Raw genomic sequence first — 18,458 nt, 5'->3', positions numbered from 1 at the left:
ATGGCAAAACAAAAGATTCGTATTCGGTTAAAGGCTTATGAACACCGTATTCTCGATGAATCTGCTGATAAGATCGTGAATACCGCTAAGCGGACAGGTGCTCAAATCTCAGGTCCAATCCCGTTACCAACTGAACGGACTATCTACACGGTTATCCGTTCACCACACAAGTTCAAGAAGTCTCGGGAACAGTTTGAAATGCGGACCCACAAGCGTTTGATCGACATCATCGACCCAACGCCAAAGACGGTTGACTCATTAATGAAGCTCGACCTGCCAAGTGGTGTTGACATCGAAATCAAGCTGTAATTATTTCTTATCAGATTAAAAATCAAAACAATTAAATTGGAGGTGTACTCATGGCCAAAGGAATCTTAGGTAAAAAGGTTGGTATGACTCAAGTCTTCACTGACAACGGTGAATTGGTACCAGTTACTGTTATCGACGTAACGCCAAACGTTGTTATGCAAATCAAGACCGTTGAAAACGATGGTTACAGCGCTGTTCAACTTGGTTTTGACGACAAGCGCGAAATCTTGAGCAACAAGCCTGAACAAGGTCATGCAGCAAAAGCAAATACGACCCCTAAGCGCTTCATCGGTGAAATCCGTGACGCTGAATTAGGGGATATCAAAGTCGGCGACGAAGTCAAGGCAGACGTCTTCTCTGAAGGTGAAACTGTCGACGTTACGGGTACTACCAAGGGTCATGGTTACCAAGGTAACATCCACAAGGATAACCAATCTCGTGGACCTATGGCGCACGGTTCTCGTTACCACCGTCGTCCTGGTTCTCTGGGTGCCATCATTAACCGGGTATTCAAGGGTATGAAGCTCCCAGGCCGGATGGGTAACAAGACTGTTACGATGCAACACTTACAAGTTGTTAAGGTCGACTTAGACAATAACGTTCTGTTGATCAAGGGTAACGTTCCGGGCGCTAACAAGTCCTACGTTACGATCAAGAACTCTGTGAAGGCTAACACCAAGAAGAGCCTGAGCAAGCAACACAACAAATAATCAGAAAGGAGGAAGAAATAAATGACTAGCGTTAATTTGTACAAGCAAGATGGTAGCCAAAACGGCACCATTGAACTGAACGCCGCTGTATTCGGCATCGAACCTAACCAAAACGCTGAATTCGATGCTATCCTGCGTCAACGCGCTTCACTGCGTCAGGGTACTCACGCCGTTAAGAACCGTTCCGCCGTTAGCGGTGGTGGTAAGAAGCCATGGCGTCAAAAGGGTACTGGTCGTGCTCGTCAGGGATCCATTCGTTCACCACAATTCCGTGGTGGTGGTATTGTCTTCGGACCTACTCCACGTTCCTACAAGTACAGCCTGCCACGCAAGGTTCGTCAGCTGGCTATCAAGTCTGCTCTTTCCCAGAAGGTTCAAGACGACAGCCTGGTAGTTGTTGATGCTCTGAACTTTGATGCACCAAAGACCAAGGAATTCGCAGCTGCAATGAGCAACTTAAACGTTGCTGAAAAGGCACTGGTTGTTGTTACTGATGATGACAAGAACGCTGCCTTATCTGCTCGCAACTTGGCTAACGCAACCGTTGTTACTCCAGCCGGTGTTAACATCTTAAACGTTGCTGATGCACAGAAGGTTGTCATCACCAAGTCTGCTCTTTCTCAAGTAGAGGAGGTGCTCGCATAATGGAAGCACGCGACATTATTTTACGTCCAGTTGTTACCGAAGCCTCAATGGCCGGCATGGACGACAAGCGTTACACGTTCGATGTTGATTTACGAGCAACCAAGACGCAAGTTAAGAACGCCGTTGAAGAAATTTTCGGTGTTAAGGTTGTTAAGGTTAACATCATGAACCTGAAGGGTAAGAAGAAGCGTCAAGGCCGTTACGTTGGCTACACGAAGCGCCGTCGCAAGGCAATCGTTACGCTCTCTGCTGATTCAGACGAAATCAAGCTGTTCAACGACAACAGTGAAAACTAATCATTAAAAAAAGGAGGAAAACACAGTGGGAATTCGTAAGTATAAACCTACTACTAACGGTCGCCGGAACATGAACGGCTACGACTTCGCGGACATCACGAAGACGACCCCTGAAAAGTCATTACTGGCCCCATTAAAGCACACCGCCGGCCGTAACAGTTACGGACACATTACTGTTCGTCACCGTGGTGGTGGAGTTAAGCGTCAATACCGGATCATTGACTTCAAGCGGATCAAGGACGATGTTCCAGCAACTGTTAAGGCCATCGAATACGACCCTAACCGGACTGCTAACATTGCGCTCCTGGTTTACGCTGACGGTACTAAGTCATACATCATTGCTCCTAAGGGCTTAAAGGTTGGCATGACCGTTCAGTCAGGTCCAGATGCTGATATCAAGGTTGGTAACGCTCTTCCATTGAAGAACATTCCAGTTGGTACCATCATTCACAACATTGAATTAAAGCCAGGCAAGGGTGGCCAAATCGCCCGTTCAGCTGGTGCCTCCGCACAGCTGCTTGGTAAGGAAGAAAAGTACGTTCTGGTTCGTCTTTCTTCTGGTGAAGTTCGGATGGTTCTGGCTACTTGCCGTGCAACTATCGGGACTGTTGGTAACGACGAACACGCCCTCTTAATCAAGGGTAAGGCTGGTCGGACCCGTTACGCTGGTCAACGTCCACACGTTCGTGGTTCTGTTATGAACCCTAATGATCACCCACATGGTGGTGGTGAAGGTAAGCAACCAGTTGGTTTACCATCTCCTCTGTCTCCATGGGGTAAGAAGACCGTTGGTAAGAAGACCCGTTCACACAAGGCTCGTTCAAACAAGTTCATTGTTCGTGGTCGGAAGCGCGGTCCACATACTCGTTAATTGACGTTTTAATACCCGAGAGGAGGTACACTAAATGGGTCGTAGTTTGAAGAAGGGACCTTTCGCTGATGCTTCACTGCTGAAGAAGGTTAAGGCTCAAGAAGGTTCTGAAAAGAAGACTGTCATCAAGACTTGGTCACGTCGTTCCACCATTTTCCCTAGTTTCATCGGCTACACTTTTGCCGTTTACGATGGTCGGAAGCACGTACCAGTTTACGTACAAGAAGACATGGTTGGCCACAAGTTAGGTGAATTCGTACCAACGCGGACTTTCCGTGGTCACGCCACTGATGACAAGAAGACTGGTAAGTAAGGAGGGGAATTAAGAAATGGCTGAAAACATCACATCTGCTAAGGCAACCGCCAAGATGGTGCGGGTTGCTCCCCGGAAGGTTCGTCTGGTTTTAGACGCAATCCGTGGTAAGAGCGTTGCCGAAGCATTCGCTATTCTGAAGTTCTCCACCCGTGGTGCCGCTTCAGATGTTCAAAAAGTATTAAATTCTGCTGTTGCAAACGCTGAAAACAACTTTGACTTAGACCGGGCTTCATTGGTTGTTAGCGAAGCTTATGCGAACGAAGGACCAACCTTAAAGCGGTTCCGTCCACGTGCAAAGGGTTCTGCTTCACCAATTAACAAGCGGACTAGTCACATCACAGTGGTTGTTACAGAACGATAGGAGGAATGAATAGTGGGTCAAAAGATCAATCCTAATGGTTTTCGTGTCGGAGTCATTCGCGATTGGACCGCAAAGTGGTACGCTGACCAAAACTTTGCCGACTACCTGAACGAAGACCTTCGGATCCGTAAGTACATTGAAAAGCGACTTGCTGAAGCCTCTGTATCAACCGTTGAAATTGAACGTGCCGCAAACCGCGTCAACGTTTCAATTCACACTGCCAAGCCAGGAATGGTAATTGGTAAGGGTGGTTCAGAAGTTGAAGCACTTCGGAAGGAATTAAACAAGTTAACTGGCAAGCGTGTCCACATCAACATTGTGGAAATCAAGAAGCCAGACTTGGATGCACACCTGGTTGGTGAAAGCATCGCTCGTCAACTGGAAGCTCGGATTGCTTTCCGTCGGGCAATGCGTGGAGCTATGCAGCGGGCAATGCGTGCCGGTGCCAAGGGTATCAAGACCCAGGTTGCTGGTCGTCTGAATGGTGCCGACATGTCTCGGGTTGAATCATACTCAGACGGTACTGTTCCGCTTCATACTCTTCGTGCAGATATTGACTACTCTTGGGACGAAGCACACACCACTTACGGTGTCTTAGGTATCAAGACCTGGATTTACCGTGGTGAAGTTCTTCCTGCCAAGAAGGAAGCTAACGATGATGAACAAGGAGGGAAGTAAAACATGCTAGTACCAAAGCGAGTAAAGCACCGTAAGGTTCAACGTGGTCACATGCGTGGTGAAGCTAAGGGTGGCAAGACTGTTACCTTTGGTGAATTTGGTTTGCAAGCCCTTGATTCTCATTGGATCAGCAACCGTCAAATCGAAGCTGCCCGTATCGCCATGACCCGTTACATGAAGCGTGGTGGGAAGGTTTGGATCAAGATCTTCCCTCAACTCTCCTACACCAGCAAGGGTGTCGGTGTCCGGATGGGTAATGGTAAAGGTGCTCCAGAAGGCTGGGTTGCCCCAGTTAAGCGCGGCAAGGTAATGTTTGAAGTAGGGGGCGTTTCTGAAGAAGTCGCTCGCGAAGCTTTACGTCTTGCCGGTCACAAGTTGCCAGTTCGCACTAAGATCGTACAACGTGAGGAAGTAGGTGGACAATCTAATGAAAAGTAAAGATTACGTACAAGAACTGAATGGATTAACCACTGACAAGCTACTTGATCGTGAGAAGGAATTGAAGGAACAATTGTTTAACTTACGTTTCCAGTTAGCAACCGGCCAATTGGAAAACACTGCAAGTCTGAAGCAAGTACGTAAGGACATTGCACGGGTTAAGACAGTTCTTCGTCAACAAGAATTAAACAAATAAGAATACGAAAAGGAGGATTAGCGCATGAGTGAAGAACGTAATGCACGTAAGGTTTACCAAGGCCGCGTTGTTTCTGACAAGATGGACAAGACCATCACTGTCGTAGTTGACACTTACAAGAGTGCTCCTGTCTACGGCAAGCGTGTACGTTACTCAAAGAAGTACTACGCTCACGATGAAAACAACGAAGCTAAGACCGGCGACACTGTACAAATCATGGAAACTCGGCCTCTGTCAGCTAAGAAGCGTTTCCGTCTTGTAAAGATTGTCGAAAAGGCTGCTACCCTTTAATTAGCAGATAACTCTTAAATTCGTATTCTTAATTCTTATTTGTAAATGGAAGGAGGACCTAACCGTGATTCAACAGGAAAGTCGGTTGAAAGTCGCTGACAACTCCGGTGCGCGTGAAATCTTGGTTATCAAGATCTTGGGCGGTTCCCGAGTTAAGACTGGTAATATTGGTGACATTATTGTTGCTACTGTAAAGCAGGCAACACCAGGTGGCGTTGTTAAGAAGGGTGACGTTGTTAAGGCCGTTGTCGTACGGACTAAGCATGGTCTGCACCGTAAGGATGGTTCATACATCAAGTTTGACGAAAACGCCGCTGTTCTGATTAACAATGACAAGAGCCCTAAGGGTACCCGTATTTTTGGCCCAATCGCTCGTGAGCTCCGTGGTGACGACTTCATGAAGATCGTTTCACTGGCTCCAGAAGTTCTGTAAAGATTACCAAAAATAAGGAGGTGCACAATCAACATGTTTATTAAGACAGGTGACAAAGTTCGCGTTATCGCCGGTAAGGACAAGGGTAAGGAAGGTAGCGTTAAGAAGATTTTCGCTGCTGACAACCGGGTCATTGTTGAAGGCATTAACAAGATTAAGAAACACCAGAAGCCAAACAACGCTAACCCAAACGGTGGGATTATCGACACGGAAGCCCCAATCAACGCTTCTAACGTTATGCTGATTGATCCTTCAACTAACGAACCAACCCGCGTCGGTTACAAGTTCGTTGACGGCAAGAAGGTTCGCGTTGCCAAGAAGTCTGGCAAGACCCTCGACTAATTTTTAAGGAAAGGAGGAAAAATAACTAATGGAAAACCGTTTGAAAGCTAAATACGAAAGTGAAATTCGCCCAGCTTTAATTGAAAAGTTCAACTACTCTTCAGTTATGCAAGCACCTAAGGTTGACAAGATCGTTCTGAACATGGGTGTTGGTGATGCTACTACCAATTCCAAGAACCTGGATGAAGCCGTTGAAGAACTTGGCCTGATCGCCGGTCAAAAGCCACTGATCACCAAGGCTAAGAAGTCCATCGCCGGCTTCCGTCTGCGTGAAGGAATGCCAATTGGTGCCAAGGTTACCCTGCGTGGTGAACGGATGTACGATTTCTTGGACAAGTTAATCAACGTTGCCCTGCCACGGGTTCGTGACTTCCATGGTGTTTCCAACAAGGCCTTTGATGGTCGTGGGAACTACACCCTCGGTATTCATGAACAATTAATTTTCCCAGAAATCGATTACGACAAGGTAAACCGTGTTCGTGGTCTGGACGTTGTTATCGTTACGACTGCCCAGAGTGATGAAGAATCACACGAATTGCTCGCCCAACTCGGCATGCCATTTGCTAAATAAAGGAGGTTCCACAAATTGGCTAAAAAATCAATGATTGCTAAGTGCAACCGTCCCGCTAAGTTCTCAAGTCGTGAATACACGCGTTGTGCACGTTGTGGACGTCCGCACTCAGTTTACCGTAAATTCCACCTATGCCGGATTTGCTTACGAGAACTTGCCCACAAGGGACAAATTCCTGGTTTGAAGAAGGCTAGCTGGTAAACAAATCACCGACAAAAGGAGGAAAACATCGATGTCTATGAGTGATCCAATTGCAGATTTCTTAACGCGGATTCGTAACGCCAACATGGCTCACCACGAATCAGTTGAGGCACCTGCATCAAAGATGAAGAAGGACATCGCTGAAATCTTAAAGAACGAAGGTTTCATTCGCGATGTTGAATATGTTGACGATAACAAGCAAGGCATCATCCGTGTATTCTTGAAGTACGGAAAAGACGGCCAACGGGTTATTTCCGGCTTGAAGCGGATTTCTAAGCCTGGTTTACGCTCATACGTTAAGGCTGACGCTGTGCCGAAGGTTCTTAACGGTTTAGGAATTGCCATCATCTCCACTTCTGAGGGCGTTGTAACTGACAAGGTTGCTCGTGCAAAGAACGTTGGTGGCGAAGTTATCGCTTACGTTTGGTAATATCAATTAAAAGTTAGGAGGTGTACGTATGAGTCGTATTGGTTACAAGGAAATTGACCTGCCAAAGGGCGTTGAAGTTTCCCAAGACGGTAACGTCGTAACTGTTAAGGGTCCTAAGGGTACTTTATCCCGTGAAATCTCACCACTGATCACGATGACTGTTGAAGACAACGTTGTTAAGTTTGATCGTGCTGAAGATACCAACAAGCTGAAGATGCTGCACGGTACTACCCGGGCTAACGTTAACAACATGGTTGAAGGGGTTGTTAATGGTTACAAGAAGGTTCTGAAGCTGGTCGGTGTTGGTTACCGTGCTCAATTCAAGGGCACCAAGCTGATCCTGACTGTTGGTTACTCCAACCCAGTTGAAATGGACAAGCCTGAGGACATTGACATCAATGTTCCTGACAACACTACCATCGAACTGAGCTCCATCAACAAGGAACACCTTGGTGATTTTGCTGCCCAAGTTCGTGCTGTTCGCTCACCTGAACCATACAAGGGTAAGGGTATTCGTTACGAGAACGAACACATCATCCGTAAGGAAGGTAAGACTGGTAAGTAATCTCTTGAGGTTATTTAGTGGTTTTCTCAATCAAATTAAACAACAATTTAAATATTCAATAAGAGGTGACTATTGTGATTTCTAAACCAGATAAGAACAAGATCCGTCAACGCCGTCACATGCGCGTTCGCGGTAAGATTTCTGGTACTGCGGAGCGCCCACGCTTAAGTGTTTACCGTTCAAACAAAAACATTTACGCTCAATTAATTGATGACGTAAAGGGTGTGACGCTCGCTAGTGCCTCCACAATGGACAGTGAAGTTAGTGGCAAGACGAAGACTGAGCAAGCTAGTGGTGTTGGTGCATTGATCGCCAAGCGCGCTGCTGCCAAGAACATTGAAAATGTTGTCTTCGACCGTGGTGGCTACCTCTACCATGGCCGTGTTGAAGCCCTGGCTACTGCTGCTCGTGAAAACGGACTTAAATTCTAAAAAGAAGGAGGAATAACCTGCAATGACATCATCAGAATTCATTGATCCAGCAAAGTTGGACTTAGACGATCAAGTTGTTGCCATCAACCGGATTACCAAGGTTGTTAAGGGTGGTCGTCGGATGCGTTTTGCTGCCTTAGTTATCGTTGGTGATCGTAAGGGTCACGTTGGTTTCGGTACTGGTAAGGCGCAAGAAGTTCCGGAAGCCATTCGGAAGGCCCAAGCTGCTGCTGAAAAGAACCTGATTGAAGTGCCAATCGTTGGTACGACGATTCCACACGAAGCAATTGGTGTTTACGGTGGTGGCCGCATCATGCTGAAGCCAGCCGTTGAAGGTTCTGGGGTTACTGCCGGTGGTGCGGTACGTAACGTTATGGACCTGGCCGGAATCGCCGATGTTACTTCCAAGCGTCTTGGTTCAAATACTCCTATTAACGTTGTTCGTGCAACGTTCGAAGGTTTGAAGCAATTGAAGAGTGCTGAAGAAGTTGCTCAACTTCGTGGCGTTTCAGTTGACCACTTAGCAAAGTAAGGAGGGGCACTTAATATGGCTAAAGTTAAAGTTACCTTAATCCACAGTGTTGCCCACCGCGAACCAACTCAGCGGAAGACTGTTAAGGCTTTAGGCCTTGGCAAGATCGGCAGTTCTAACATCCTGCCAGACAACGCCGCAACACGTGGTCAAATTTTCAAGGTTGCACACTTAGTTTCCATTGAAGAAGTTAAGTAATCACAATTAAATAACAAGGAGGTGCCTACTAAATGAAGTTAAATGAATTGAAGCCTGCAGCAGGTTCTCGTTCAAAGCGTCTTCGCAAGGGTCGTGGCCTTTCCTCAGGTCATGGTTTCACTTCTGGACGTGGTACGAAGGGTCAAAAGGCTCATGGTAAGACTCGTCTGGGCTTTGAAGGTGGCCAGATGCCACTCTACCGGCAGATTCCAAAGCGTGGTTTCACCAACATCAACCGCAAGGAATACGCCATTGTTAACCTGACTGCTCTGAACAAGTTCGATGACGGTACTGAAGTTACCCCAGAAGTACTTGTTGAAAGCGGTCTGGTTAAGAACCTCAAGAGTGGTGTTAAGGTTCTTGGTAGCGGCAAGCTCGAAAAGAAGTTAACTGTTAAGGCTAACAAGTTTTCTGCTTCTGCAGTTTCTGCAATTGAAGCTGCCGGCGGTAAAACTGAGGTGATGTAATTTGTTCACAGCCGTCAAAAACGCGTTCAAGGTTAAGGATATCCGTAAAAAGATCTTCTTTACCTTGTTTGTGCTGATCGTCTATCGGATTGGGGCGGCTATCACTGTTCCTGGAGTTAACGCTGCAGCTTTGCAGGAAATTTCCTCGACCGGGTTAGCATCGATCCTCAATACGTTTAGTGGTGGTGGTTTGGAAAACTACTCGTTGTTTGCAATGGGGGTTTCACCATACATCACCGCCCAAATTGTTGTTCAACTGCTGCAGATGGACATTGTCCCGCGGTTCGTTGAATGGAGTAAGCAGGGTGAAGTCGGACGGCGGAAATTGAATCAAGCGACCCGGTGGTTAACGATCGTGCTCGGTTTTATCCAGTCGATCGGGATCACCGCCGGCTTTAATGCACTGAGCTCGATTCACCTGGTTGATCACCCGAATGTTCAGACCTATCTGACGATTGGGTTGATCCTAACCGCGGGGACGATGTTCGCTACTTGGATGGGTGATATGATCACGGAACGCGGCCTTGGTAACGGGGTTTCCGTCATCATCTTCGCCGGGATTGTTGCGGCGATGCCGTCTGGTATTCGGCAGCTCTGGGATGATCAAATTGTTGGCGAATCCGGTGCCAGTCTTTGGATGGGAATCGGGTTCCTGGCCTTAGTAGTTGTTGCATTAATCATCATCGTGGCCTTCGTCACTTGGGTTCAACAAGCCGAGCGGCGGTTGCCAATTCAATATACTCGTCGGACGACCACTTCACCATCGAGTAGTTATCTGCCACTGAAGATTAACGTTTCTGGAGTTATTCCAGTTATCTTCGCCGGGTCATTTATCTCAACGCCACAAACCATTTTGATGGCGTTCCAGCAAAGCCATGGTGGGGATACCTGGTATCAAGTTTTGTCAACAATCTTTAACATGCAGACTGGTCCGGGGATCACCCTCTACATTCTGCTGATTGTTGTCTTTACCTTTTTCTACGCCTTTGTTCAGGTTAATCCCGAAAAGCTTGCTGAGAATCTTCAGAAGCAAGGAAGCTATATTTCCGGTGTTCGTCCTGGAAAAGGAACGCAGGATTATGTTTCGGCATTACTGATGCGTTTAAGTACAGTTGGTTCACTTTTCTTGGGACTGATTTCACTGATCCCGCTGGTTGCCAGCATCATCTGGAACCTGCCACAGTCAATCGGTCTTGGTGGGACTAGTCTGTTGATCGTCGTTCAGATTGCACTGGATGTCGTTCGGCAATTAAATGGTTTGACTATGAAACGTGAATACATTGGATTTATTCGTGAACCTGAAGGAGGAAATGGCAAATGAGTATGAACCTTGTCTTAATGGGTTTGCCAGGTGCCGGTAAGGGTACCCAAGCGCAAAAGATCGTAGAAGACTTTGATATTCCTCACATCTCAACCGGGGATATTTTCCGTGCGGCGATCAAGAATGAAACGCCGATGGGACTTGAAGCCAAGAAGTACATCGATAAGGGTGAACTGGTTCCGGACGAAGTTACTAACGGCATCGTCCAGGAACGCCTCTCCCAGGATGATACCAAGAATGGTTTCATGCTTGATGGCTTCCCACGTAACCTGAACCAGGCAGCAGCCCTGGATAAGATGTTAGCTGAGAGTGACCGGCAGCTGGACGCAGTTATCAATATTCATGTTCAACCTGAGGTATTGGTAGAACGGTTGAGTGGTCGGTATATCTGTCGCAACTGTGGAGCAACTTATCACAAGATCTACAACCCAACCAAGGTTGAAGGAACCTGTGATGTTTGTGGCGGCCACGAATTCTACCAACGTGAAGACGACAAGCCGGAAACGGTTAAGAATCGTCTGGACGTTAACATCAAGCTGAATACACCACTGGTAGATTACTACCAAAAGCAAGGCGTTTTGCACACGATCGATGGTCAACAGGACATCGATAAGGTCTACGCTGACGTCAAGGAAGTGCTGAATAACCTTTAATGAGGTTATGCCTTGCGAAGTGCGGTTAGTTATGCTAAACTAGGCAAGGTTTATCTAGCTGACAGTGGGAAGTGACGCACTTTCCACCGTTTTTACGTAATTTCTTGATTAGGCAAGGAGGAACCAATCCGTGGCAAAAGCCGATGTGATCGAAGTAGAGGGTAAAGTTACCGAAACTTTGCCTAATGCGATGTTTAAAGTTGAACTGGAAAACGGCGCGGAAATCCTGGCCCACGTCTCCGGTAAGATTCGGATGCACTACATCAAAATCTTGCCTGGTGACCGGGTAAAGGTTGAAATGTCCCCGTACGACCTGACTAAGGGTCGGATTACGTTCCGGTTCAAGTAAGTAGTAATTGTTACAGGAACTCTCTAGGAGGATTTAAGAATGAAAGTAAGACCATCAGTCAAGCGGATGTGCGAGCACTGCAAGATCGTTAAGCGTCATGGACGTGTTATGGTTATTTGCTCTGCAAACCCAAAGCACAAGCAGCGTCAAGGTAAGTAATTACATTAGATAAGAACGGAGGTGCAATAAATGGCTCGTATTGCAGGTGTCGATTTACCTCGTGACAAACGAATCGTAATCGGCTTAACATATATTTATGGTATTGGTGACTCACGTGCAAAGAAGATTCTTGAAAACGCCGGTGTTTCAGAAGACATCCGGGTTCGTGATCTGACTCCAGATCAAGAAGAAAAGATCCGTGCACAAGTCGACCAAATCGAAGTTGAAGGTGACTTACGTCGGGAAGTTTCCATGAACATCAAGCGGCTCCAAGAAATTGGTTCATACCGTGGTATGCGTCACCGTCGTGGTCTCCCAGTTCGTGGTCAACACACTAAGAACAACGCCCGGACTCGGAAGGGTAAGGCCGTTGCAATCGCTGGTAAGAAGATCAGCAACTCACCAAAATAATATATAGCGAAGGAGGTTAGTTAGTTTATGGCTAAAAAGGGTACGCGTAAGCGTCGTGCAAAAAAGAACGTTGAAACCGGTGTTGCTCACATTCACTCAACGTTCAACAACACTTTGATCATGATTACTGATGTTCAAGGTAACGCTGTTGCTTGGTCATCAGCCGGTGTTTTAGGCTTCAAGGGTTCACGTAAGTCCACCCCATTTGCTGCCCAAATGGCATCTGAAGCTGCTGCTAAGCAGGCTATGGAACACGGTATGAAGACCGTTGAAGTTGAAGTTAAGGGTCCAGGTTCCGGTCGTGAATCTGCTATCCGTGCTCTTCAAGCAACTGGTTTGGAAGTTACTGCCATCCGTGACGTAACTCCAGTTCCACATAATGGTTCTCGTCCTCCAAAGCGTCGTCGTGTTTAATTGACATTGGTGGATGTATTTTCCATCAGTTGCCTTTTCGTCTCAAATGCGAACCACGTTTTGAAAGGGGTACGGGGATAGAATGATCGAATTTGAAAAGCCAAACATTCACAAAGTTGAAGAGACTGATAACTACGGCAAGTTTGTTGTAGAACCACTTGAACGCGGTTATGGAACCACTCTTGGTAATTCATTACGACGCGTACTGCTGGCTTCACTTCCGGGTGCAGCAATTACCAGCATGCAAATCGACGGGGTTTTACATGAATTCAGTACCGTTGAAGGGGTCACTGAAGATGTAACCCAAATTATCTTAAATCTTAAGAAGGTTTCCCTGAAGATCAACTCCGAGGACGCTAAGGACCTGGAGCTGGACGTGAAGGGACCTGCAGAAGCGACCGCCGGTGATATCCAGGGTGATGGTGATGTAACGATCCTGAATCCTGACCTGCACATTGCAACTGTTGCCGATGGTGCGGAATTACACATCAAGCTGACAGCTGACAAAGGTCGCGGGTACCTTTCTGCTACCGATAATAAGGCCCGGATGGATGATCTGGCCATTGGTGTTTTGCCAATTGACTCCATCTATACCCCAATTGAACGTGTAAACTACACTGTCGAAAATGCACGGGTTGGTCAACGTAACGATTACGACAAGTTAACTTTGGATGTTTGGACTGACGGTTCATTAACACCTACCGAGGCGGTAAGTCTGGGTGCCAAGATCCTGACCGAACACCTGGCCATGTTTGTCGACCTGACTGAGGAAGCACAAAATGCCCAAGTGATGGTTGAAAAGGAAGAAACCCACAAGGAAAAGATGCTGGAAATGACGATTGAAGAACTGGACCTCTCCGTTCGTTCTTACAACTGTCTGAAGCGTGCCGGCATCAACACCGTCAAGGAACTGACTGATCGGACTGTTTCGGACATGATGAAGGTTCGGAACCTTGGTCAGAAGTCATTAGAAGAAATTAAGCTTAAATTAAGCGATCTTGGCCTGTCATTCCGCCAAGATGACTAACAAACACCAATTGCAAAGGAGGGAACCACTTCATGAGTTACCGTAAATTAGGACGTACTAGTTCACAACGTAAAGCTTTATTACGTGATTTAACTACTGATTTAATTGTTAATGGTCAAATTACCACTACTGAATCCCGGGCAAAGGAAGTTCGCAAGACTGCCGACAAGATGATTACGCTTGCCAAGCATGGCGACCTTGCTTCCCGTCGTAAGGCAGCTGCCTTCCTGCGGAACGTCGTTGCTGACGTTAAGGAAGATGGCGACAACATTCGGATTCAATCCGCTCTTCAACACCTGTTTGAAGACCTGGCACCAAAGTTTGCTGACCGCAACGGTGGTTACACGCGGATTTTGAAGACGATGCCTCGTCGTGGTGACGGTGCACCAATGGTTATTTTGGAATTCGTTGACTAATTTTTTAGTCGGGCGAAAACTAAATACGTAATAAAGAATCACTATCATCGATGGTATAGAGCGTTACGATGGTGGGAGCAATCCCTAGTCTAGCTCGAATGCGGAAACCCCGCGCGCCCCGGTGGTAAGTGATTTTTTAGTTTAAAGCCATTTTTGCTGTTCACTGATCGATTCTTTGCTAAAATATAAATATTAAGCACAAGGGGGCCGTAACACTCGTGAACGCGGTGACGTTAACTGACATTCAATATCAATACCCGGATGCTCAACAGCCGGTCTTAGACGGGATTAGCCTGGCCTTTCCGGCTGGTCAATGGACGGCGCTGATTGGGCGCAACGGGAGCGGTAAGAGTACCATGGCGCGCTTGATTGACGGATTGCTTGTTCCCCAGCGGGGCCAGATCAAAGTCGGCGATCTAGCGGTGACCGAGGACAACCTGACCAAGGTCCACCAACGGGTCGGGATCGTCTTTCAGAATCCGGATAACCAATTCGTCGGGGCGACCGTCGCCGATGACGTGGCCTTTGGACTGGAGAATCGGCAGGTTCCGCGGGAGGAAATGCCTTCCCGGATCCAAAGGGCCCTGGAAGCGGTCGACATGGCCGGCCTGTCCGAGAGTGAACCGACGATGCTCTCTGGGGGCCAGAAACAGCGGGTGGCCCTGGCCGGCATCCTAGCCCTGCGCCCCCAGGTGATCATTTTAGACGAGGCCACCAGCATGCTGGATCCGGCCGGTCGGCAGCTGGTTTTGTCGTTGCTGGAACGGCTCCGCGATCAGCAGCAGTTTACGATTATTTCGATCACCCACGACCCCGCTGAAATGGCCATGGCCGATCAACTGGTGGTCCTGGATCAAGGCAAGATTGCTCGCCAGGGAACCACGGCGGAGGTGCTGCGGGATGTCGATCTGTTGGAAAAGATCGGCGTTGGTATTCCGGCCGGTCAGCAGCTGCGTCAGGAACTGGCCGACCGGGGAGTCGCGGTGCCCGACCGGTACTTTACGGTGGAGGAGATGGTCAAATGGCTCAGCCAGCAATTATAATTAAAAACGTCGGCTTTACCTATTCTGCCATTGCCGCTCATCCGGCCTTAAAGGACCTTAACCTGACGATCGAGGCCGGGAGCTTTGTAGGCATCGTGGGTCACACCGGCAGCGGCAAGTCCACCCTAGTTTCCCTGATTGACGGTCTGACCCGGCCGACCAGTGGCACGATCCAGGTGGGGTCGGTCGTCGTGGGTGCCAATTCGTCCGCAAAGGAGATGGCCGCATTGCGTCGGCACGTCGGCTATGTCTTCCAGTTTCCCGAGCAGCAGCTCTTTGCCGAAACCGTTGCCGAGGACATTGCCTTCGGGCCCACCAACCTCGGCTGGTCTGACGATAAGATTCAACAGGCGGTTCACGACGCCCTCGACCTGGTGGGGCTGCCCCAGTCGCTGGCCCAGCGTTCGCCCTTTGCCCTATCCGGTGGCCAGATGCGGCGGGTGGCAATCGCCGGGGTGCTGGCGATGCGGCCCGCGATCCTGATCCTGGATGAACCGACGGCCGGCCTGGATGCGTCCTCGACCAATCAGCTCCTGGCAAACGTGGCTCGGTTGCACGCCCAGGGGACGACGATCCTACTCATTACCCACCAGATGGATCAGGTGGCCCAGTACGCAGACCAGGTGGTGGTAATGAATCAGGGACAGCTGGTCAAGGCGGCCTCACCACAGGAAGTCTTTGCCGATCCCGATTTCCTGGTTGCCAACCACTTGAACCTACCAGCAGCGGTTGAGATCAATCGCCAGTTGCGCCAGGCGGGCGTTGAATTGCCGCCGACGATGAAGATGGGCGACCTCGCCGATCGACTGGCGGCGCGCTTAGGGGGGCAGAAGAATGAATAAAGTTGTTTTTGGTTCCTATGTCCCGGTTGATTCCGTCTTGCACCGCTTGGATCCACGGATGAAGCTCTTGATGTGCATCTGGTACGTCATCCTGGTTTTCTTTGCCAATAGCTTATGGACCTGTCTGTGGCTCCTGCTCGGTCTCGGCTTTGCCATGGTGCTCAGCCGGGTCAGCTTCCGGCAGTATTGGCAGGGGATACGGCCCCTGGCCTGGGTGATCGTCATCACGGTCGTCTTCCAGATCCTCTTCAGCAGTGGCGGCAGAGTCTACTGGCACTGGTGGATCATGTCGATCACCCATGACGGCCTGATTAACTCGCTGATCATCTTCTACCGCTTCATGGTAATCATCACGGCCTCGACGGTCCTGACGGCGACGACCCCGACCCTGCGGATTGCCGACGGGCTGGACTGGTACATGCAGCCTTTGAAGGCGATCCACGTGCCGGTCAACCAGCTGACCCTGATGCTGTCGATCGCCCTGCGCTTCATCCCGACGATCATGGACGAGGCGGGCAAAATCACCAACGCCCAGCGGTCGCGGGGGATGAACTTCCACCAGGGGAACCTCTTCCAGCGGGTCAAACACCTGGTGCCGGTCCTGATCCCGCTCTTCGTCAATTCGTTTAAGCGGGCCGAGGACCTGGCGACGGCCATGGAGGCCCGGGGATACGATCCCGATTCACCGCGCACCCACTACCGGCAGTTGCACTGGCACGGTGCCGACAACATCACCATGGTGATCATGGTAGTCCTGACTGTGGTCCTATTTCTAATCAGAGGAGGCGTTTTTGCGCTTGTATCGTTATAAAATCACCTTTGCCTACGACGGCACGAACTTTTTTGGCTTTCAGATCCAGCCCCACAAACGAACGGTGGAGCAGACATTAAAGACCGCCGTCAATAAAATTGCTAAACACCCGGACCCGGCAATCCCCGTGATTGGCTCGGGGCGGACCGATGCCGGCGTCCACGCCCTCAACCAGGTTGCCCACTTCGACATCCCGTACAAGCTGAGCAACGAGTCGATGCGCAAGGCCTTAAACAGCCTTTTGCCGCTCGACATTCTGGTCAAAAAGGCCGAGCTGGTCGACGACTCCTTCCACGCTCGTTACAGCGCCCACCGCAAGACCTACCGTTACCGGGTTGACCAGGGGGAGTTCGTTAACCCCTTCAAGCGCAACTACACCGCCCACTTCAAGTATCCGCTGGACATCGAGTTGATGCGTCAGGCGGCCCAGGACTTCATTGGGGAGCACGACTTTACGAGTTTCGTTGCCTCGGGCAGCCAGGCCAAGAGCAACGTCCGGACGGTCTATTCAATCACCATCGACCGTGACGAACACGACAATGAGGTGGTCTTTGACTTTACCGGCAACGGTTTTCTCTACAACCAGATTCGGATCATGGTCGCCTTCCTGCTCGAGGTCGGCAGCAAGCAACGGCCGGTGTCCGACGTCAAGCGGGTCCTGGCGGCGCGGGACCGGACACAGGCGCGGATGACTGCCCCGGCCAGCGGCCTCTATTTGGTCTCGGTAGATTATGGAAAATAATTGACGGCCAGTAGAGAAAAAGGTATACTAACAAATGGTATTTCTTTTCCATCTAATAACTCGGTACACTATTATATGTAAAAGAAAAACAAAATTGGAGGACTTAATCGTGAGAACGACATACATCGCAAAACCTGGTGAAGTTGATCGCAAGTGGTACGTTGTCGATGCCAAGGATGTCCCAATGGGTCGTCTGGCCACCGTCGTCGCATCAATCCTGCGTGGTAAGAACAAGCCAACCTTTACTCCACACGTTGACACTGGTGACAACGTCATCGTTATCAACGCCGCACAAATTAAGTTAACTGGTAAGAAGGCTTCCCAAAAGAAGTACTACCGTCACTCAAACTACCCTGGTGGTTTGAAGGAACGGACTGCCGGTGACTTCCGTGCTAAGGAACCAGAGAAGCTGCTGGAGACTGCTATTAAGGGTATGCTTCCACACAACTCCCTTGGTCACAAGATGGGCTTAAAGCTGCATGTTTACGCTGGTGAAGACCACAGTCATGCTGCACAAAAGCCTGAAGCACTCGACATCACGAACTTAATCTAAGGAGGGAATGGAATTGGCTCAACAAGTACAATACAGTGGTACTGGTCGGCGCAAGGACGCAACCGCACGTGTTCGCTTAGTACCAGGTTCAGGTAAGATTACGATGAACGGCAAGGCAATTGAAGACTACATTCCATTTGCCAACTTACGTGCCATCGTTAACCAACCATTTGATGTTACCAAGACGAACGGTCAATACGACGTTATCGCTAACATCAATGGTGGTGGCTTCTCCGGTCAAGCCGGCGCTGTTCGCCACGGGATCGCCCGTGCCCTGCTCAGCGTTGACCCTGACTTCCGTGACGCCCTGAAGAAGGCCGGTCTCTTGACCCGTGACCCTCGGATGAAGGAACGTCGTAAGCCAGGTCTGAAGAAGGCTCGTAAGGCTGCTCAATTCAGTAAGCGTTAATATTCGATTACCGCTTCAATTCCAAAA

The 18,458-nt window shown here is 49.1% G+C and carries 35 protein-coding genes; all 35 read left to right on the top strand.

Annotation, left to right across the window (positions count from 1 at the left end):
- Nucleotides 1-309, top strand: a complete 309-nt coding sequence (gene rpsJ, locus LKE23_RS04875) for a 30S ribosomal protein S10 (protein ID WP_291976214.1) — start codon at nt 1-3, stop codon at nt 307-309.
- A 50-nt stretch (nt 310-359) separates the two neighbouring features.
- Nucleotides 360-1,019, top strand: coding sequence for a 50S ribosomal protein L3 (gene rplC, locus LKE23_RS04870; RefSeq protein WP_291976213.1), 660 nt, complete (start codon nt 360-362; stop codon nt 1,017-1,019).
- 21 nt (nt 1,020-1,040) lie between these two features.
- Nucleotides 1,041-1,664 (top strand): 50S ribosomal protein L4, encoded by a 624-nt coding sequence (rplD, locus tag LKE23_RS04865; protein ID WP_291976212.1) that lies wholly within the window; start codon nt 1,041-1,043, stop codon nt 1,662-1,664.
- Complete coding sequence (gene rplW / locus LKE23_RS04860; RefSeq protein WP_267200850.1) at nt 1,664-1,960, top strand: 50S ribosomal protein L23; 297 nt, start codon at nt 1,664-1,666, stop codon at nt 1,958-1,960. The genes rplD and rplW overlap by 1 nt, the downstream gene beginning before the upstream one ends.
- Before the next feature lie 25 nt (nt 1,961-1,985).
- Nucleotides 1,986-2,831 carry a 50S ribosomal protein L2 gene (gene rplB, locus LKE23_RS04855; RefSeq protein WP_291976210.1) on the top strand — a complete coding sequence of 282 codons (846 nt, stop codon included), beginning with the start codon at nt 1,986-1,988 and terminating at the stop codon, nt 2,829-2,831.
- A gap of 34 nt (nt 2,832-2,865) precedes the next feature.
- Nucleotides 2,866-3,144 (top strand): 30S ribosomal protein S19, encoded by a 279-nt coding sequence (gene rpsS / locus LKE23_RS04850; RefSeq protein ID WP_267200852.1) that lies wholly within the window; start codon nt 2,866-2,868, stop codon nt 3,142-3,144.
- A 16-nt stretch (nt 3,145-3,160) separates the two neighbouring features.
- On the top strand, nt 3,161-3,508 hold the full coding sequence (gene rplV / locus LKE23_RS04845) for a 50S ribosomal protein L22 (RefSeq protein ID WP_267200853.1): 348 nt from the start codon (nt 3,161-3,163) through the stop codon (nt 3,506-3,508).
- Nucleotides 3,509-3,520: 12 nt separating this feature from the next.
- A complete protein-coding gene (rpsC, locus tag LKE23_RS04840; RefSeq protein WP_291976209.1) occupies nt 3,521-4,186 on the top strand; it encodes a 30S ribosomal protein S3 in 666 nt (221 codons plus the stop codon).
- A gap of 3 nt (nt 4,187-4,189) precedes the next feature.
- Nucleotides 4,190-4,624, top strand: coding sequence for a 50S ribosomal protein L16 (gene rplP, locus LKE23_RS04835; RefSeq protein WP_003664555.1), 435 nt, complete (start codon nt 4,190-4,192; stop codon nt 4,622-4,624).
- Nucleotides 4,614-4,820, top strand: coding sequence for a 50S ribosomal protein L29 (gene rpmC / locus LKE23_RS04830; RefSeq protein WP_003664552.1), 207 nt, complete (start codon nt 4,614-4,616; stop codon nt 4,818-4,820). Before rplP ends, rpmC begins: the two co-directional genes overlap by 11 nt.
- A gap of 24 nt (nt 4,821-4,844) precedes the next feature.
- Nucleotides 4,845-5,111, top strand: coding sequence for a 30S ribosomal protein S17 (rpsQ, locus tag LKE23_RS04825; protein WP_057805827.1), 267 nt, complete (start codon nt 4,845-4,847; stop codon nt 5,109-5,111).
- A 64-nt stretch (nt 5,112-5,175) separates the two neighbouring features.
- Nucleotides 5,176-5,544, top strand: coding sequence for a 50S ribosomal protein L14 (gene rplN, locus LKE23_RS04820; protein WP_003714461.1), 369 nt, complete (start codon nt 5,176-5,178; stop codon nt 5,542-5,544).
- A gap of 33 nt (nt 5,545-5,577) precedes the next feature.
- Entirely contained in the window at nt 5,578-5,886 is a 309-nt protein-coding gene (rplX, locus tag LKE23_RS04815) for a 50S ribosomal protein L24 (protein ID WP_291976207.1), read from the top strand.
- Between the two features lie 28 nt (nt 5,887-5,914).
- Nucleotides 5,915-6,457, top strand: coding sequence for a 50S ribosomal protein L5 (rplE, locus tag LKE23_RS04810; RefSeq protein WP_267200856.1), 543 nt, complete (start codon nt 5,915-5,917; stop codon nt 6,455-6,457).
- A 15-nt stretch (nt 6,458-6,472) separates the two neighbouring features.
- On the top strand, nt 6,473-6,658 hold the full coding sequence (locus LKE23_RS04805) for a type Z 30S ribosomal protein S14 (protein ID WP_003664547.1): 186 nt from the start codon (nt 6,473-6,475) through the stop codon (nt 6,656-6,658).
- A gap of 31 nt (nt 6,659-6,689) precedes the next feature.
- Entirely contained in the window at nt 6,690-7,088 is a 399-nt protein-coding gene (gene rpsH / locus LKE23_RS04800) for a 30S ribosomal protein S8 (protein WP_267200857.1), read from the top strand.
- Nucleotides 7,089-7,116: 28 nt separating this feature from the next.
- A complete protein-coding gene (rplF, locus tag LKE23_RS04795) occupies nt 7,117-7,653 on the top strand; it encodes a 50S ribosomal protein L6 (RefSeq protein WP_291976205.1) in 537 nt (178 codons plus the stop codon).
- A gap of 74 nt (nt 7,654-7,727) precedes the next feature.
- Nucleotides 7,728-8,084, top strand: a complete 357-nt coding sequence (gene rplR, locus LKE23_RS04790) for a 50S ribosomal protein L18 (protein ID WP_291976204.1) — start codon at nt 7,728-7,730, stop codon at nt 8,082-8,084.
- Nucleotides 8,085-8,106: 22 nt separating this feature from the next.
- Nucleotides 8,107-8,616, top strand: coding sequence for a 30S ribosomal protein S5 (gene rpsE, locus LKE23_RS04785; RefSeq protein WP_267200860.1), 510 nt, complete (start codon nt 8,107-8,109; stop codon nt 8,614-8,616).
- Between the two features lie 15 nt (nt 8,617-8,631).
- Nucleotides 8,632-8,814, top strand: coding sequence for a 50S ribosomal protein L30 (gene rpmD / locus LKE23_RS04780; protein WP_047767366.1), 183 nt, complete (start codon nt 8,632-8,634; stop codon nt 8,812-8,814).
- A 32-nt stretch (nt 8,815-8,846) separates the two neighbouring features.
- Nucleotides 8,847-9,281, top strand: a complete 435-nt coding sequence (gene rplO / locus LKE23_RS04775) for a 50S ribosomal protein L15 (RefSeq protein WP_291976203.1) — start codon at nt 8,847-8,849, stop codon at nt 9,279-9,281.
- A 1-nt stretch (nt 9,282) separates the two neighbouring features.
- Entirely contained in the window at nt 9,283-10,602 is a 1,320-nt protein-coding gene (gene secY, locus LKE23_RS04770) for a preprotein translocase subunit SecY (RefSeq protein ID WP_291976202.1), read from the top strand.
- Nucleotides 10,599-11,255 carry an adenylate kinase gene (locus tag LKE23_RS04765; protein WP_291976201.1) on the top strand — a complete coding sequence of 219 codons (657 nt, stop codon included), beginning with the start codon at nt 10,599-10,601 and terminating at the stop codon, nt 11,253-11,255. Before secY ends, LKE23_RS04765 begins: the two co-directional genes overlap by 4 nt.
- Nucleotides 11,256-11,385: 130 nt before the next feature.
- Entirely contained in the window at nt 11,386-11,604 is a 219-nt protein-coding gene (gene infA / locus LKE23_RS04760) for a translation initiation factor IF-1 (protein WP_003664537.1), read from the top strand.
- A 39-nt stretch (nt 11,605-11,643) separates the two neighbouring features.
- Nucleotides 11,644-11,763 carry a 50S ribosomal protein L36 gene (gene rpmJ, locus LKE23_RS04755; protein ID WP_003714521.1) on the top strand — a complete coding sequence of 40 codons (120 nt, stop codon included), beginning with the start codon at nt 11,644-11,646 and terminating at the stop codon, nt 11,761-11,763.
- A gap of 30 nt (nt 11,764-11,793) precedes the next feature.
- On the top strand, nt 11,794-12,174 hold the full coding sequence (gene rpsM, locus LKE23_RS04750; protein ID WP_267200866.1) for a 30S ribosomal protein S13: 381 nt from the start codon (nt 11,794-11,796) through the stop codon (nt 12,172-12,174).
- A gap of 27 nt (nt 12,175-12,201) precedes the next feature.
- Nucleotides 12,202-12,588, top strand: coding sequence for a 30S ribosomal protein S11 (gene rpsK / locus LKE23_RS04745; protein WP_267200867.1), 387 nt, complete (start codon nt 12,202-12,204; stop codon nt 12,586-12,588).
- Between the two features lie 82 nt (nt 12,589-12,670).
- Nucleotides 12,671-13,615, top strand: coding sequence for a DNA-directed RNA polymerase subunit alpha (locus LKE23_RS04740; RefSeq protein ID WP_267200869.1), 945 nt, complete (start codon nt 12,671-12,673; stop codon nt 13,613-13,615).
- 32 nt (nt 13,616-13,647) lie between these two features.
- On the top strand, nt 13,648-14,031 hold the full coding sequence (gene rplQ / locus LKE23_RS04735; protein ID WP_267200870.1) for a 50S ribosomal protein L17: 384 nt from the start codon (nt 13,648-13,650) through the stop codon (nt 14,029-14,031).
- A 218-nt stretch (nt 14,032-14,249) separates the two neighbouring features.
- Nucleotides 14,250-15,074 carry an energy-coupling factor transporter ATPase gene (locus LKE23_RS04730; protein WP_291976192.1) on the top strand — a complete coding sequence of 275 codons (825 nt, stop codon included), beginning with the start codon at nt 14,250-14,252 and terminating at the stop codon, nt 15,072-15,074.
- Nucleotides 15,053-15,916, top strand: coding sequence for an energy-coupling factor transporter ATPase (locus tag LKE23_RS04725; protein ID WP_291976190.1), 864 nt, complete (start codon nt 15,053-15,055; stop codon nt 15,914-15,916). Before LKE23_RS04730 ends, LKE23_RS04725 begins: the two co-directional genes overlap by 22 nt.
- Nucleotides 15,909-16,727: an energy-coupling factor transporter transmembrane component T family protein gene (locus LKE23_RS04720; RefSeq protein ID WP_291976189.1), complete on the top strand. Its 819-nt coding sequence runs from the start codon at nt 15,909-15,911 to the stop codon at nt 16,725-16,727. The genes LKE23_RS04725 and LKE23_RS04720 overlap by 8 nt, the downstream gene beginning before the upstream one ends.
- Nucleotides 16,714-17,469 (top strand): tRNA pseudouridine(38-40) synthase TruA, encoded by a 756-nt coding sequence (gene truA / locus LKE23_RS04715; protein WP_291976188.1) that lies wholly within the window; start codon nt 16,714-16,716, stop codon nt 17,467-17,469. Before LKE23_RS04720 ends, truA begins: the two co-directional genes overlap by 14 nt.
- A 109-nt stretch (nt 17,470-17,578) precedes the next feature.
- Entirely contained in the window at nt 17,579-18,022 is a 444-nt protein-coding gene (gene rplM / locus LKE23_RS04710) for a 50S ribosomal protein L13 (RefSeq protein WP_267200875.1), read from the top strand.
- Between the two features lie 7 nt (nt 18,023-18,029).
- Nucleotides 18,030-18,431 carry a 30S ribosomal protein S9 gene (gene rpsI / locus LKE23_RS04705; RefSeq protein ID WP_104688581.1) on the top strand — a complete coding sequence of 134 codons (402 nt, stop codon included), beginning with the start codon at nt 18,030-18,032 and terminating at the stop codon, nt 18,429-18,431.
- Nucleotides 18,432-18,458: the final 27 nt, after the last annotated feature.

The organism is Limosilactobacillus sp. (assembly GCF_022482365.1).
Taxonomy (GTDB): domain Bacteria; phylum Bacillota; class Bacilli; order Lactobacillales; family Lactobacillaceae; genus Limosilactobacillus.
The sequence above is the reverse complement of the archived record's forward strand: the minus strand, read 5'-3'. Positions and strand labels throughout refer to the sequence as shown.